The following is a 15,503-nucleotide window of genomic DNA, read 5'->3' as shown; positions in this document are numbered from 1 at the left end:
CGTGGCGCGCTCGGCGGCGATGGGGTGGCTGGCCGAGGCCCGCGAGGGCACCGGCGGCGGGGTGTGGGGGATGAACGACGCCGGGTACACCGCGGCGTCCGGGCCCCGCCCGACCCGGGTCGCCTGGTTTCAGGCCGTCCTCGCCGAGGACGTCCCGCCCGACCGGCCGCTGCCCCTGCAACCGTTCCTCACCTGCGCCGGCGACGTGACGGCGCGGCTCGGCGCACTGCGGCCGACACGACGGGCGTCATCTCAGGTGCGCGAGGGCGGTGGTGTAGAGGTGGCCCGGATCGGTGGCCAGGTCGCGGGCGATCCATCCGGGGATCGGGGTCAGTTCACACACCCAGGGGCGCAGGCGACGGTAGACCGAGAGCGCGTCGGCGGGCCGTGACTCCGGTTCCTTGGCCAGCAGCGTGTAGACCAGGTCGGCCAGTTCGCCGGGGACGCCGTCCAGCGGCGGAGGCGGTTCCGACTGGCGGCGCGTGATCTCGTCCAGGACGTGCGGGGACTGGAACGGCCGTTCCCCGGCGAGCAGTTCGTACAGCAGGCAGCCGACCGCGTACAGGTCACTGGCATGGCTCGCGTCCGCGCCGCGCAGGAGTTCGGGTGCCATGTACCGGGCGGTGCCGGGGATCTGCCCGGTCTGCGTGATCCGGGAGAACTCGTCGCCGGTCGATGCGGCCACACCGAAGTCGATCACCCTGATCGCCCCGTCCGGGCCGAGCATCAGGTTCTCCGGTTTCACGTCCCGGTGGATCAGGCCGGCGGCGTGCGCCGCGACCAGCACCGCGCATGTCTGGGCGCCGATGAACGCGGCCCAGGAGGCGGGCAGCGCGCCGTGCTCGTCGAGGAGCTTCCCGACCGAGTCGCCCGGCAGCGGCTCCATCACCAGGAACAGGGCGTCGTCCTCACCGAAGTCGTAGACGGTCGGGACGCCCGCGTGCCGCAGCCGCGCGGTGATCCGCGCCTCCCGGCGGAACCGGCGGCGCGCGTCCGGTTCGCGGCCGGGGCCCGGCGCGCTGACCAGCTTGATCGCGATGGGTCGGTTGAGCCGCAGGTCGGTGCCGTTCCAGACCTCGCCCATGCCGCCCCGCCCGATGGGCGAGGTGACCCGGTACCGGCCGGCGATGTCCCGCGCGGAACTCACGGCAGGAACCCGCTCTTCGTCCCGTGCCAGGTGATGACGGCGTTGTCGCGCGCCCGGGTGACGGCGACGAACAGCAGGGAACGCGCGGTCCGCAGGTCGCGGCGGTAGCGCAGCGGGTCCTCATCGCGGAACCGGGTGATCCACGCGGCGGGGACGAGCCCCTCGGCGACCCCCGCGATGATCATGTTCTGGTATTCGAGGCCCTTGAAACGGTGCATGGTGCCGACGTGGACGGGCGCCTCGACGTACCGGGGGCCGTCCGCGGTGATGGCGCAGGCGACGATGCCCTCCTTGGCGAGGCGGGTCTCGACGTCGGCGACCATGCGGCGTTCGGGGACGCACACCGCAACCGAGTCGCCGTTCCACGCCTTGACCTGTTCGACGATGCCGTCGAGTTCGGTGTCCCAGGTGGGGAAGCCGCGCAGTTCCGGCTCCGCACCGCGCAGCACCGACCGGTAGCCGGCGAGGTCGGCGCGGCCGTCGTCCAGGTCGTCCCACCGCTCTCCGCCGAGCACTCGGACGGCGGTGCCGAGGATCTCGTGCGTGGTGCGGTAGCTGAGCGTCAGCCGGGACGACCGGCCGCGGATCGCGATGCCGAGGTTCCCGAGCGAGACGTGGTTGCCGTAGATGCGCTGATGCGTGTCGCCGGTGATGAACATGTCGTTCGGGCCCGGGTCGACCATCGCGCGCAGCATCCGCCAGTGCGCGGCGGACAGGTCCTGCGCCTCGTCCACGACGACGTGCCGGTAGCGGGGGCGCAGCCGCATCCCGGACTCGTCCTGCAGTTGCGGCGCGTCGGCCTGCCGCTCCCGGTACGCCTCGCGGTCCCGGGCGCGGGCCGCCTCGATCTGCGCGGCCCGCTCGGTGACCTGGCGGAGCGTCGACAGGTTGTTGTTCTCCAGCCGCATCACGTACCGCTCGGTGAGGTTCCAGATCCGCTTGCGGTCGGCGCGGTTGAGGGGGCGGCCCCGCCCGGCGCGGCGGGCCCGGAAGTACTCGTGCTGCGTCCGCAGCCCCTGCCCGAGGATCACCTGCGACCATTCCTCGTGCAGGAACCCGGCGTCCCAGCGGGTCTCGTTCTCCTCCGCGAGCAGGTCGTCCCACTCCTTGCGGGCTTTCTCGTCGTCGAGGCGGCGCCGCGCCCGGCCGCGCTCGGACTGCGCGACGATCTCGCCGGCGAGCTTGTCCACGTTGGTGATGTGGACGCGCGCGGCCACCTCCTCCCCGGCGAGGGCGATGAGCCGCTGTTCGAGGTCGGCGGCCAGGTTCTTGTTGAACGTGGTGAGCAGGACGGCCTTGCCGCCACCGGCCGGAAGCCGGTCCACGAGGTGCTTGACGCGGTGCAGCGCGACGATCGTCTTGCCGGTGCCGGGTCCGCCGCTGACCCGCGCCGGGCCGCTGTAGTCCTTCTCGACGAGCTTGCGCTGCGTCGGGTGCAGGTACACCTTCCAGCGGCCGAAGTCGCCCTGTTCGAGTACTTCGCGCAGGTCGGCGTCGGCGGTGGTGACGGCCGTGGCGGGACGGGTGAGGGCCGCCGCGTAGTCCGCGGTGTCGACTTCCTCCTCGACGGCGACGGGCGCGGTCACCTGCTCCAGGACGTCCTCGGGGGACGTGCCGTCGTGCAGCGCGAGCAGCACCTCGCCGGTCAGCTGGGGCGCGTACGACACGAGCCCGAGCAGCTCGTCCTCGGTGGTGATCTTCGCGATGAGCGGCAGCAGCGGCTCGGCGACGCCGAGTTCGAGGAGTTGCTCGGGCGAGTACGCGGCGAACAGCGGCACCGCCTCCACCGGCTCCGGCGAGGGCTCCGGCCGCCCGTTGCCGCCGACGACCTCCTCCGCCACGACCAGGTCGAGGAACTCGATGCCGCCCGTGACCGGGTTGATCTGGTACCGGTACCGGTCGAGGTGGTCGTACACCTCGCCGCGCGGCTTGACCGCGACGAGGATGTACTCGGTGCCGCCCGCGTGCAGCAGCAGCGCCCGGTAGTCGTCGTTGACGCGCGCCGAGTACAGCTGCGAGTTCTTCAGCTGCTTGAACCGCAGCCCCTTGTTGCCGGGGTCGCCCCGGAACTTGTGCTGGAAGTCGTAGATCGCGCCCTTCACCGCGCGCGGGAGCTTCAGGATCTCCTTCTCGGCCCGGTCGAGCAGCCGCAGCGTGGCCGCGCTCACTTCGCCCCCTCGATTCGTTCCGCCAGTTCTTCACGCGTCCAGTGGTTCACGGCCCGCACCTCCCACCCCGCCTGCGCGTAGGCGGTGTCCCGGCGCCGCGCCTCCTCACCGTCTCCGGCGAGGACGATCGCGACCTTGCGGTCCGGCCAGGCCAGTTCCGCCTGCCATGCCTGCTCGCCCAGCTCGTAGCCGATGCCGCTGTCCGGTGGCGCCGGCACCCCGGCGGCGGCGAGACCGCGCACGAACGCGGCCAGGCCCGGCTCGTCGGGGTCGATCATGTCGAGGACCGCTATCCAGCCGTCCGTCAGCACGGTGGGCTCGGACACGGGTCCGGCCGTCTCGACGCGCGTCGGCGCGGGCTCCTCGGGCGAGGCGGCCGGGGCCGGGACGGTCTCGGCGCCGGGTTCGGGGGACGTGCCCGGCTCGTCCCGCAGGTCCTCGTCGAGCGGCAGCAGGCTGAGCGCGGTCTGCCGCCCTTCGCCTCCGGCCGCCGCGAGCAGCGCCGGGTCGAACCGGTCGATCTCCGACAGGGCGAGCTGCCCGCCGTCGCCGTCGCCGTGGTCGAGGAACTGCACCAGGTTCCCCCAGTACAGCCAGCTCGCCCACCGCCGCTTGTGCGCGTCGGTGTCGGCGACGATGGTCTCGTTCCGGTCGTCGATGACGACGAACGCGCTCCACGCGGGGGCGCCCTGCCGGGTCGTGTCCACGATCAGCGTCAGCGGGTCGGCCGCGTAGACGTTGACCGGCCCGGCCACCGGTTCGGGCAGCTCCGAGCCGCGCAGCGCCGCGCCGACCCGTTCGGCCACACCAGGCCGATCGCACGTCGACCGCGCCTTCGGAAGACTCGACTTGAGCACCCCGGCGGTCACGGCCTCGGCGCGCCGCAGCCACACGTCCGGGTCCGGCTCGGTCAGGTAGGCGAGGAGGGTGTCGACGGGGTTGGTCCACATCGTCCTCGGCAAATCGTCCGGGTCTCCGCTGCGTCCGTACAGCTTCCTGGCCGCCAGCCGCGCGTTGTTCTGGTACGGGCTGTAGGCCTCGACGCCGTCACAGGGCTCGTGGCGGCGGGCCTCCCACTCGTCCAGGTCCTTCCAGGTGAGCGCGAAGACCAGCCGCCCGTGCGCCCGGAGCTGGGCACGCTTGGCGGCGTCGTCGGCGAGCCGGTTGATCTCCGGTGCCGCGTGGTAGTTGTATCCGTCGAGATACACGGCGACCTGCTGCGGCTCGTCGTCGATCAGCCGGAACACCACGTCCGGCCGCGTCCCCCGGATCGTGTTCTGCAGGGTCACCCGCCACCGCCGGACGGTCGCGCCGCCCGACACGGCGTTCGGGATCTCGATGCGCAGGTCGGCGGTCTTCCGCCCCGCGACGACCGGGCCGCGCGTCAGCGACGCGTTGCCGCCGTCCCGCTTCGCCCAGCTCTCCAGCCCCTCCAGGAACCGCGACTCGAGCTCGCTCTCGACCTGGTCCCACAGTGAGATCTCGCTCGTGTCGGCGACGGACGCCGTCTGCCATTCCTCCAGCAGCTCTTCCAGCATGTCGACGGCCTCGGCCCGGCTGACCTTGTCGAACAGCGTCCCCGGGACGTGCGAGAGCAGGCACCGGTGGCACGCGCGCTTCCCCGGCTCCTCCCGGCACGGGCATTCGGCGGCACGGGCGCGGGCCGCCTCCAGCACTCGCCGGAACTCCGCGGGGTCGGCGAGCCGGTGCAGGTATCCGGTCCCGCCGGGCAGCGTGTCGTACAGGACGAGGAAGCGCCGCCGCCGCCCGGTCGCCTGGTCCGGCATCGTCGCCGTCACGATCTCCAGGTGGTCGGGGTCACCGCCGTAGCAGGCCGCGACGCCCGCCATCAGCGCCGCCTGGAACGACGCCGTGCGCTCCTCCACGTACAGCGTCGCGACCGGCAGCAGGATCCGCAGCGCCTCCGTCCACAGCTCGTGCGCGAGGATCATCTTGTGGTGGTCGGTGTCCCGCGACGCCCGCCGGTAGGAGCACCAGGTGCGGTGGTGCCGCCGGCTCCGGTCCGTGGAGGACGTCCCGATCAGCGCGTCCCGCCCGTTCTCGTCGTCCTGTCCGGGCGGGCCGTCCACGGTCGCCCCGCCGCACGAGGGGCACACGTGGAAATGCGCGACCTGCCGTTCCTCCCCGGCGAACCGGGCCACGTCACGCCGGTCGGTGCGCCGCACCCCGAGGTTGAACCGGCGCACCACCGCGTGCCGGGTGAAGTCGACCCCGAACACGGCGCCCGAATGCCGCCACGACCCCGGCGCGATGTCGGCGCGGTCGATGTCGACGGCGACGGCGTCCTCGTAGTACCGGCGCTCCCGCTCGTCGGAGTCGTCGCCGATCCGCGCCTCGTCACGCCGGTCGTGCGCGAACACCCGCACCGGCCGCAGCACCTTGTGCAGGTTCTGCACGGCCCCGATGGCGGGGTCGCCGCACCGCGCGCACGCCGAGATGTCGTCCGCCGCGTCGAGCCCCGTCCGGACGTGCCCGCAGCTCGGGCAGACCCGCCACTGCTCCCATGAGGGACGCGACTCGGTACCGATGTCCAGCCCGCTGACCTTGTGCTGGTAGCCGCGGATGTAGAAGGAGTTGCCGGGCGCCAGCTCGGTCAGCGCGAGCCGCGCCGACCGCCCGTACTCGCGGACCTCGCTGTGGTACGTCCGCTCCTCGGCGGTCTCCTCCTCCCAGGTGACCGTCGCTTCGAGCGTGGTGACGTTGTCGAGCAGCGAGTAGTTCGGCAGCAGTCCGAGTTCGACGAGCGTGCCCTGCGCGCTGCGCCGCCCCATGTCGCCCATCAGCCGCGCGATCCCGCCCCGCTCGGAGCGCAGCGACCGGCGGACCGCGTTCTGGGACGGGTCCGATTCGAGCAGCGAGCCGATGGCCTCGTCGATGCGGTCCAGCCGGTCCTTCAGGTCGGCGCGGCGGGCCTCCCACCGTTCCTCGACGTCCCGGACGACGTCCTTCAGCCCGGCGGTGGCGAACGCGCGCAGGTCGGCGGCGGCGTCCGGGGACACCGACCCGCCGAACAGGTCGAGGAACGGTTCGACGGCGCCGCAGTCCAGCGCGGCGCCGGTGAACGCGGCGAGCCAGCCCGTCTCGCCGAACAGCGCGGACGTGCGGCGCGGCAGCGGCAGCACGCCGGGCAGCCGTCCCCGCGCGCACAGGTCGACCAGGTGCGCGGCGTACTGGCGGCGCAGGATCTCGATGGCGGACAGGTAGCTGCCCGGCGGCACGATCCGCCCCGCGATCATCGCCTCGGGCTCGTCGATGAAGTACAGGTCGCGGGGGTGGCGGCCGACGAGCGTCACCAGGAACGCGTTGCCGGTCCTGCGCCCGGCGCGCCCGACCCGCTGGACGTAGTTGGCGGGGCCGGGCGGCAGTGACGCGAGGATCACCGCGGACAGGTCGCCGATGTCGATGCCGAGTTCCAGCGTCGGCGTGCACGCCATCACGTTCGGGTCGTTGTAGCGCTGCTCCTTCTTGCGGAACCGCGCCTCGACGTCCTCGCGCTGCCGGCGGGTGAGGGCGCCGGTGTGCTCGGCCGTCACGACCCGGAACGGCTCGTGCCCGAGGTACAGGCGCCGGTAGTAGTCGTTGCGGTAGCTGCGAGTGCCGCGGCCGGTGAGGGCGCCGCCGCACCGGTAGCGGGGGCACGGCTGCCCGTACCAGGCGTCCACCAGCTCGGGGCGGAGGGTCTGCTGCCACGCGCACCGGTCGCAGCCGAGCCCGGCCTCGTCGGCCTCCGCGTCCGTCAGCGCGTACACCAGGACATGCCCCGGCTGCAGCCCGTACACCCCGGTCGCGCCGTCGATGACGCGCTTGGCGACGAGGCCCTCCTCGGCGAGGACGGGCAGCAGCCGCCGCAGGTACTCGCCGGCCTGCCGCCGGTCGAGGGCGAGGCAGCGGGCCGCCCAGTCCTGCGCCCAGCCCTGGTCGGCGTCGATCCGGTCGAACTCCGACGACCGCTTCTGCCGGTCGAGCAGGAACGTGGGCGCGCTCAGCCCGCGCGGGAACGCGGGCATCCCCTCGGGACGCCGCCCCCAGATCGCGCCGAACCGCTTGGTGCCGCCGCACGCGATCCACGCGTCCAGCCACCGGTGCTTGATCGCGCCCCGGTAGCGGAGCCGTTCCAGCAGCCCCCGGACGAGCGTCGCGTACCGCTCCGGCGCCTGAATCTCGATCATGCCGGTGACCTGTGTATGGACGTCCTTCGCCAGCGCCGCGGCGCGGCCGGGGTCGGGCAGCGCGACCTCGGCGACCGCGGTGCGGGTGAGGTCGAGGGTGCGGCCCTGCCGGGACCGCAGCCCGAACTCCAGGATCGTCTGGAACGCGAGCCGCTCCCCGATCAGGTTCCACGCGGCGGGGGTGCCGCTGGTGGTCTCGGCGAGGATCGCGTCCACCTCGGGGCGTTCGTGCAGGTCCGGCGGGACGACCGCGGGCAGCACCCCGGACTGGCTGGCCGCCGCCGCCAGATCCCCGATCACCTCGTTCAGCGGCGCGCCCTTCCCGAGCTCCAGCCGCGAACTGATCAGCCGCCGCAGCGAGAACGCGTACGACCGGTTCGCCACGAACCCGGCCCGGTGCGCCGCGTCCTGCACGGAGTCGTTGAACAGCAGCGTCTTCCGCCGGCGCGGGTCGGCGGACAGCTGCGGGCCCGCCATCAGCTGCGTGACCGTCACCGCCGCCAGCGACGCCAGCCCCGCGCCGAGGTACCGGATGCCCTGGTCCATCGCGCACGCCGGGCACCGGTCCTGTTTCGCGGCGTTCTCGGCCGCCTCGTCGTGCACGATGTCGGTGAGGACGAACACGCCGTCGCCGATGGCGCCGTACCGGTGCAGCACCGGATCGAACGTCTTCACCCCGTCCCCGGTGAGGATCGCGAGGCCGCGCACCCTCGCCTCGACCTCCGCCTTCGTCGCCGCGATCAGCGGACGGACCCGCTTCTTCTCCGGCCCGGTGGACGCCCGGTAGATCCGCTCCGGGACGGTGACGAGGTCGCCCGGGTCGCGCTGCGGCGAGAACGCCGTCCACCCGGACCGTCCGCAATGCCGGCAGTAGATCGCCGGGAGCATCGTCTTGCCGAAGTGGTCGAAGCCCGAGTCGGCCTCCAGGACCGGCGGCTCCCCGATCCACGCGAACGCGGCCCTGTCGTCCACCATCCGCAGCAGCCGCGACACCGCCCGCACCCACAGATGCGTCTCCACCAGCAGGAAAGGCGTCTCGGGGGCGTCGGCCTCGGGATCGCGGGCCGCGGAGATCAGCGCCACGAACCGCGCCAGCGCCTTCGCCGCCGTGGACGGGTTGTCGCGGATGGACACACCCCACGAGTACGCGCCCATCTTCGGCAGCAGCTTCAGCATCTGCTCGGGCGTCAGCGGGTCCCCGTCCTTGAGCAGCTCCAGGACGGCCCGGGTGAGGATGTGCCGCTTCAGCACCTCGGCGAGCTGCGTCGGCGTCAGGCCGTCGCGGCCGGTGACCGCGCGCTGGATGCGGGTCAGCGCTTCCGGGTCGTGGATCGGGTCGCCGCACGCGATGAGGTCGTCCGGGGACGGCAGCGGAAGCCCGTAGTCGAGTTCGCCGAGGAACTCGTCGACGGTGCACCGGTCCTCCCCGATCACCGCGTCTTCCGAGAACGGTGTCCCGAACACCTCCCGCGCCGCCGCCCGGATCTCCGCGCCGTCGCCGCCCTCGCCCAGCGTCGCGGACGTCGCGACCGGGCAGATGTCCCCCAGCGGCCTGCCCGGCTCGGCCTTGCCGGTGACGGCCGCCAGCCGGCGCAGCAGCATCGCCACATCGGTGCCCTGCGCACCGTCGTAGGTGTGGAACTCGTCCACGACCACGTAAGTCAGATCGGCGTCCTTCCACAGCGGGACGTCGTCGCCGCGCTGGAGGAGCAGGTCCAGCATCTTGTAGTTCGTGATCAGGATGTCGGGCGGGTTCCGGCGGATCTCCGCCCGGTCCGTCATCACCCGCGGATACCCGATCTCCGGCGTGTCCCCGATGTAGAGGCCCGCGGTGACCTGCTCCAGGCCGTGCTTGTGGAGGTAGTCGTTGAGCCGGTTCGCCTGGTCGGTGGCGAGCGCGTTCATCGGATACAGCAGGACGGCCTTGATGCCGCCCCGCCCCTTCGACCGCTCCCGCCGGCAGTGATCCAGGACGGGGATCAGGAACGACTCGGTCTTACCGGACCCGGTCCCCGTCGTGATCAGCGTCGGCTTCGCCGGGCCGTGCAGGGTGCTGAGCCGCTCAAAAGCCTTCGCCTGATGCCGGTGCGGACGGAAATCCAGCCTGTGCCACTCAAGGCAGTCCTGCCAGCCGGACTCCGCCTTCCGGAACGGCGTCCGGATCCGCAGGTAGGGGCCCCGGAAGATGCCCTGCACCGGGTCGTTCAGGAACCGCTGCAGCGCCTCCCGCGCCGACGGGTCGCTGAGCGCGAACGTCGTGGACAGGTACTGGGTCAGGTTCTCCCGGAGCTCCTCCGCGGCCAGCGTCGGCTTCACGTCTCAGCGCCTCCGGAGTCATCGGAACTTAAAGGAAGAGCAGTGGCGCCTGCCCAGCAGGCACCCAGTGCCCAGCCATGTGCACCGAGAAGACCCTGCAGCATTGCGCGACTCTACTGGCTCCCTACGACTTTATGCCGCTGCAGACGGCCGGCCGTCCAACGTCGGTCAGGAGCATGTGGTCGGTCAGGAGCATGTGAGGGTATAGCGGGCGAGGATGACGTCGGCGGGTTGTCACGGCGGATGGTGTTGGCACCGACGAGCCGCGCACAGGGGCAGCGGATGGAGAGATATCCCCCACGCCCACCAGGATGGTGCTGTCTTCGGATCAGACGTAGGGGACGTCCGGCTCCGCAGGGGTGACGAGCGAGATTTCTATGGCCAGCACGCCGAGGGCTTCCTTTTCGGGGCCGTAGATGCGGCGGATGTTGGCGAGTTGCTGGTCACGTGGGCTGTCGGGGTTGACGTGGGACGGCCCTTCCGCGTCGAACATCTCCTCGAATGAGGAGTAACGGGCGACCCTTTTGACCTGAGTCAGGACGTCGTCTCGGCCGCATATGAAGCGGATGTGATCACCCGCCTTCAGTTTCCGCAGGTTGGGGTACTGCACGCGGATCTCGATGGTCTTGCGGCCGGCCGCGACCAGGTCGAAGTAACGGCGGTAGAGATTCATCTCGCGGGCTCGTACGCCCAGTTCTGCCGGAGGACGAGCGGTCATGACGCGGTCCAGTTCGTGGGTCGTGTAGCTGCGGTAGAAGTGTTTGGGGTCGGCGAGCATCTTGCCGACGAGCCAGACGAGTGCGTCGACGTAGGAGTCGGTCGTGCCCGGCCATTCGGTGATGTCCAGCATCCAGTCCCGCGTCCCAGGCGGCGGCGGCACTTTTCCTTCTCTGATGAGCGACTTGGACAGTTTGGCCCCCGCATCGGTCAGAACCATGGGGGTGAAGATCCGAGGCGGCGGTGCCAGGCCGGGGAGCTGGGCGAAAGCCTCGTCGACGAGCTGGCAGCCGTAGGCCCAGTCGCCCCCTTTGACCATCACGGAAAGATTGACGTGGTCCCGTGCCGCCATCCGCTCTTTGACGAGGTTCCGGTAGAGCGTCGGAAGGTCGAGGTAGGCGCCGGTGTCGGCTGTGACGGCGACCTCGTAGTCGCCGTGGTCGGTGCATACCGCGGCGAAATCCGCACCGCCCGAGCCGGTGCGCAGCAGCCGTGTGCGTTCGCCTCTTTTCTCGGCCCACCCGCACTGCGGGCATGGAAGACGCAGGTGAACGTGGCCGTGGGATGGGGCGAGCGGCCAGCGAATCTGCTCCAGGCGGCCAAGGGAGGCAAGGAACTCATGCCGGAACGCGGGTACCGCCTGCCGGCTGCTGTACGTCTCGATCTCGTAATCGACGCCGGTCGCGTCCGCCAAAGAGTCGAACATGCCCCGGTAGTACTTGCCGATCAGGTCACCGACGGCGGCCTCGCCGAGAGCGTGGGCGTAAGTCTGCTGGTAGGCGTGATGAGTCTCGGGATCCAGGCGGATGTCATAGGGCGCATTGTCCAGAGCACCGAAGCGGACGATCGTGTCCACGTTGAAGGTGCGCTTGGTGGCCTTCGCGAGCAGGAACGCCGCCGTGTGCACCAACGAGGTGCCAAGATGTGGCGCCCCGTTGATCTGGGTACCGACACAGAATGTGACCCTGTCGGGATTCGTGGCCTGCAGGCGGGGCCGGACCATGTCGACGCTGCGCAGCATCGCGTTGGCCAGGACATTGTTCGGGCTGATGATCTCCACGGGGTCGTTGTGGCCGTTCATCACCTTGCGGCCTTTCCGTCAGGTGGTGGGGACGGGAAGCTGGGCGAGGATGAAATCGACACGGCGTGCGGGCTCATCGGCGGGGACGAAGATCGGCCGGTATCCGGCGTCATAGTAACCCTGCGTGATCAGCTCATGGACGCGGCGGATCTCTCGTTCCTTGGCCCACACCAAGTCGTCCTCGGAGTCGAAGTCATCCAGCGGGTCCAGTACGAACACTGCGTCGTACCGGTAGATCCGGGACGCTTCCTCTAGTTCCGGATAAGGGCCGAGTCCGAAGAACGCATCCCATCCGTACCCATCGGGGATGCCGCGGTTGTAGAACCTCAACCCGGCCTTGTGGCCGCAGTACTCCTCGATGAACGCCGCCAGAACGTCGCGGGAGTAGGCGCGCCTGTCTCCCACCTGCAGGTGGCGGCCGAGCCTGTTGCGGTGCTCCCGATAGATCTCCCGGGCGGCCTCACGCTCACTGCAGGGAATACCGCGCTCATGGAGTTCGGTGATGACCGCCTCTTTGCCGGCGGACGGTCCTCCTGTGACGACATACCGCCGAGGTGCCGTATTCGGGTTCAACAGCCGATCAAGACTCATGAGTGCGTCCTCGTTCCTTGTCCGGGCCGACATCGCGGCCTGTCAGCGATCGTCGCCAGGCGACGGCGAGGTCGGCGCCCTCGGCGGCCGCCAGTAGCCGGGTCGTGAAGTCGGCACGGCCCTCTGCGGGATCGGCGACCCCAGAGAGCAGGAGTTCTTGGGCGGGAGTGAGGGTGGGAGTCCACCCTGCCGATGCGGCGATCTCGCCAGGACCGAGCGCGGTGGCGGCGTGCAACAGCGCCGAGCCGTAGGCGGCTTGGTAACGCCGCGTCGCGTGCAATACCAGGGCCTGACGCCACAGCGCGGCATCAGCGGCGTCAGCCAGTTCGGATCCAGCGGCGTCCATGCTGACCAACTGAGCGACCCTGAGCAATTCGGCACGTAGCAAGTAGACGGCACCCCAAAGGGCCGCCAGGGCATGCTGATGTTCGGCGGCCTCCCAGGCGAAGACGTCGGCGGGCAGATTCGGCCGCCTGGCAGCGGGGTGCAGCCTGGGTGGCGCGGCATGCCGGGTGGCGAGTTCTTCGGTGTCGCGGCGCAACTGCCAGATGACGAGGTCCAACAGCTTCGGCTCGATCCGCTTGCGGAAGTGGTGCACCTCGTAGCCGGCCGCCGCAGCGGCCACCTCCCGCCGGGAGGTGAGTGTGGTGCCCGACGTCGAGTCGTCCATACCGAACAGCAACCGAGCGGGCTTGGCGAGCTCCGCGTTGCCGAACCGGCTCAGCTGCTCCCGAAGGAGGCCGTCCAGCGCGTGTGCCAGGCTGGAGCGATCATCAGCGTCCAGTGCCCGCACCTTCACGCCTCGTAGGCCGAGCAGGGCGGGACCGCACTGCTGCACTCTGACGGGAAGCCCGGCGCGCAGCAGCCTTCGCATCTCGCTCCGCAACGCCTCGTCCGTCGCGGTCCCCAGCTCGTTCACGGCATCAGTATCGCATCCATGCCCAGAAAAGGCCCACTATGGAGCCCAGATAATGCCCAACCTTCCCGCAGTGCTGACGATCTTGTTAGTGCAGGGGATGCACTGCTTGGTCCTACGCGAAGGCATGGGCTGATCGGTACCCGCCCGGACAGGGGACGCCAAGGTTCGTTCTACGACCACGCGCCCAGCTCCCCAGGGATGACGAGAGCCGCAACATCAACAACGCCGTCGTCCTGTTCACCTTGCTCACCGTCCCGCCGGCATCGCCCTAGCGCTCCTCCAGGCGCTCGGCTCCAAGGACCCGTGGCTCTTCGGCACCGTGCTCGCGATATTGCCGTCCTGAGGGGCTTCCTCATGCTCACCCGCCCGGCTCGCCTGGTCCTCCGCAGCATCCGCCGCCGCCTGTCCATGCGACCCGCACACCCACCACGCCGCCCTGCAACCCGCGTCTTTCCACGCATGGAACCCCGCCCAACGAGAGGCCGGCCCCAAGACGAGCCGTCGGAGTCCCGCCTCGGGGCCAGTGCAACTCGCTACGGGCGGTTGAGTGATCCCGCCTTGATGCGCTGAAGCAGACGGACGAACTGTTCACCAGTCACGGTCAACCGCCCACCATCCGGGTCCTTGGAGTCCCTGATGCCAACGCCGCTGACAAGCTCGCCGACCTCGACGCACATCACCCGAGCGCCCCCGGCCGTCTCGTCCGGCTCGGAGGCGCTCGGGGTGATGTACGTGGCCTGCGCCGACCTGCCAGAGGGGAACAAGTGCTCCTGCGCGGCCGGGGACGACAACCCGTTCTAGCTCCTGGCCGCCCCTGATCAGGCCCCGGACCGCGGCGATCCGGGGACTCGCCATGTGGGGCGCTCGCTAACCTTCAGGACATGGGATTCCGCTGTGACTGGCTTGAGCCCGTGATACGCGTCCCGTATGTTCCGACGCTCGGCCCGATGCCCCCTGAGACCGTCGGCGCCGACCTGTTCGACGCCGTTCTCGACGTTGCGCACACCGGCCGGTTCCTCCCCTTCGACAAGGACCGCCGGTGGACGGCCACCAAGGACGAACGGGTCCTCGTCGGCGACATCGTCCACACGGCCGCGGAGACGATCGTCCCCGCGCTGAGCACGCGCGGCGGCGGCCTGGCGAAGGTCTACTACTACAGCGCCGAGGAGCCCGACCTCCCCGCGCTGGTGCGCTTGGGCGAGCGGTTGGCGGAGTCCCACGGCGCCGGGGCCGGCAGCAGGGTGATCTGGTTCTCCGACCGTCCGGACGGGGCACGCGGCAGGGTGATGGTCAAACGCTTCTCCGCCGACGACGAGCGACCGGCGCGCAGCGTCCAGCCCCTCACGCACTGCCCGGCCGCCGACACCTTCGGCGCGTTCGCCGACGAGATCGGGCCGGAGGGCTTCCAGTTCCTCTACCAGCGGATGAAGGCCGGGCGCGAAGACGGCCCGACCCTCGTCACGGTCACCGACGATCGGATCGTCGGAGCGGTCGGTCCACTCACGACCGTCGCGGGGCCGGACGGCCGCACGATCCAGCAGCCCGCCTACTTCGCCGTCCACCCCGAGTACCGAGGTCGTGGCCACGGCCGGAGCCTCTGGCGGGCGTCGATGGCCTGGGGGCATGCCCGTGGCGCCGAGGTCAAGGTGCTCCAAGCGTCTCGGGGCAGCGCCGCCGAAGGACTCTACGTCTCCGAGGGGCTGGAGACGCACGGATACGTCTGCCAGACGTAGCGCTCGAACAGCCGCGCCGCCGCCCCCGTCCCCGGACACGTTGACTTGCGGCGTGTTGTTGTTATCCGCCCTGCCGTAACAACAACACGCCGCAAGTCAACGAAGCAGCCGGGGGTGAGTGCTCCGAGACGAGCCGTTGGAGTCCCGCCTCGGAGTCGGTGCGACTCGCTACGGGCGGTCGAGTGATCCCGCCTTGATGCGCTGAAGCAGACGGACGAACTGGTCACCAGTCACGGTCAGCCGCCCACCGTCTGGGTCCTTGGAGTCCCTGATGCCAACGCCGCTGACGAGCTCGCCGACCTCGACGCACATCTCGTCAGTGGAGTTACCGCTGTACGAGCTTTTGCGCCAGTTGATCCTCATGCGAACTCCTTCATGATCTTTTCGACCAGGGCACGGGATTCGCCTTCGGACGAGGCTTGCGCCCCGATCAAGTCGTGCGCTCCGCGCTTGATGTCGACGACCAGCCCGCGGAAGCACGCGGCCGAGAGCGCGAAGTTGGCGCCGTCAGGGTCCTTACCGTCTCGCACGCCGACCGCCCGGGGGAAGCGCGCCAGTTCGACACAATCGGAGGTCGCACTGCCGCCGCTGCGGCTCGACTTGCGCCAGTTCGTCATCGGTAGTTCTCCAGCAAAGAGGCA

General features: G+C 70.5%; 11 protein-coding genes. 2 read left to right on the top strand and 9 right to left on the bottom strand.

Features of this window, described 5'->3' with window-relative positions:
• Positions 1-247: 247 nt before the first annotated feature.
• The 7 genes from ACQP1N_RS01595 to ACQP1N_RS01565 all read right to left on the bottom strand — a co-directional run bounded on the left by ACQP1N_RS01595 (position 248) and on the right by ACQP1N_RS01565 (position 13,806).
• A complete protein-coding gene (locus ACQP1N_RS01595) occupies positions 248-1,147 on the bottom strand; it encodes a serine/threonine-protein kinase (protein WP_433228682.1) in 900 nt (299 codons plus the stop codon).
• Complete coding sequence (locus ACQP1N_RS01590) at positions 1,144-3,315, bottom strand: UvrD-helicase domain-containing protein (protein ID WP_067798467.1); 2,172 nt, start codon at positions 3,313-3,315, stop codon at positions 1,144-1,146. Before ACQP1N_RS01590 ends, ACQP1N_RS01595 begins: the two co-directional genes overlap by 4 nt.
• A complete protein-coding gene (locus ACQP1N_RS01585) occupies positions 3,312-9,821 on the bottom strand; it encodes a DEAD/DEAH box helicase (protein WP_433228680.1) in 6,510 nt (2,169 codons plus the stop codon). The genes ACQP1N_RS01590 and ACQP1N_RS01585 overlap by 4 nt, the downstream gene beginning before the upstream one ends.
• Before the next feature lie 328 nt (positions 9,822-10,149).
• Positions 10,150-11,598: an ASCH domain-containing protein gene (locus tag ACQP1N_RS01580; RefSeq protein ID WP_433228678.1), complete on the bottom strand. Its 1,449-nt coding sequence runs from the start codon at positions 11,596-11,598 to the stop codon at positions 10,150-10,152.
• 39 nt (positions 11,599-11,637) lie between these two features.
• The gene (locus ACQP1N_RS01575; RefSeq protein ID WP_165488289.1) at positions 11,638-12,210 is read right to left on the bottom strand and encodes an AAA family ATPase; all 573 of its coding nucleotides are present in this window, start codon (positions 12,208-12,210) and stop codon (positions 11,638-11,640) included.
• On the bottom strand, positions 12,200-13,129 hold the full coding sequence (locus tag ACQP1N_RS01570) for a hypothetical protein (RefSeq protein ID WP_067798476.1): 930 nt from the start codon (positions 13,127-13,129) through the stop codon (positions 12,200-12,202). The genes ACQP1N_RS01575 and ACQP1N_RS01570 overlap by 11 nt, the downstream gene beginning before the upstream one ends.
• A gap of 533 nt (positions 13,130-13,662) precedes the next feature.
• On the bottom strand, positions 13,663-13,806 hold the full coding sequence (locus ACQP1N_RS01565; RefSeq protein ID WP_433228676.1) for a DUF397 domain-containing protein: 144 nt from the start codon (positions 13,804-13,806) through the stop codon (positions 13,663-13,665).
• Between ACQP1N_RS01565 and ACQP1N_RS01560 the strand changes: the two genes are divergently transcribed.
• Both ACQP1N_RS01560 and ACQP1N_RS01555 read left to right on the top strand, forming a co-directional pair.
• Entirely contained in the window at positions 13,766-13,930 is a 165-nt protein-coding gene (locus tag ACQP1N_RS01560) for a hypothetical protein (protein WP_165488286.1), read from the top strand. The genes ACQP1N_RS01565 and ACQP1N_RS01560 overlap by 41 nt on opposite strands.
• Positions 13,931-14,076: 146 nt before the next feature.
• On the top strand, positions 14,077-14,862 hold the full coding sequence (locus ACQP1N_RS01555) for a GNAT family N-acetyltransferase (protein ID WP_433228675.1): 786 nt from the start codon (positions 14,077-14,079) through the stop codon (positions 14,860-14,862).
• 168 nt (positions 14,863-15,030) lie between these two features.
• Here ACQP1N_RS01555 and ACQP1N_RS01550 read toward each other — a convergent pair whose 3' ends face one another.
• Entirely contained in the window at positions 15,031-15,225 is a 195-nt protein-coding gene (locus ACQP1N_RS01550) for a DUF397 domain-containing protein (RefSeq protein WP_067795201.1), read from the bottom strand.
• Positions 15,222-15,479: a DUF397 domain-containing protein gene (locus ACQP1N_RS01545; RefSeq protein WP_433228673.1), complete on the bottom strand. Its 258-nt coding sequence runs from the start codon at positions 15,477-15,479 to the stop codon at positions 15,222-15,224. The genes ACQP1N_RS01550 and ACQP1N_RS01545 overlap by 4 nt, the downstream gene beginning before the upstream one ends.
• Positions 15,480-15,503: the final 24 nt, after the last annotated feature.

Origin of the sequence: Actinomadura formosensis (assembly GCF_050948385.1) — a bacterium.
Classification (GTDB): domain Bacteria; phylum Actinomycetota; class Actinomycetes; order Streptosporangiales; family Streptosporangiaceae; genus Spirillospora; species Spirillospora formosensis.
Note: the sequence above shows the minus strand (reverse complement) of the source record. Positions and strands in the feature narration are given on the sequence as shown.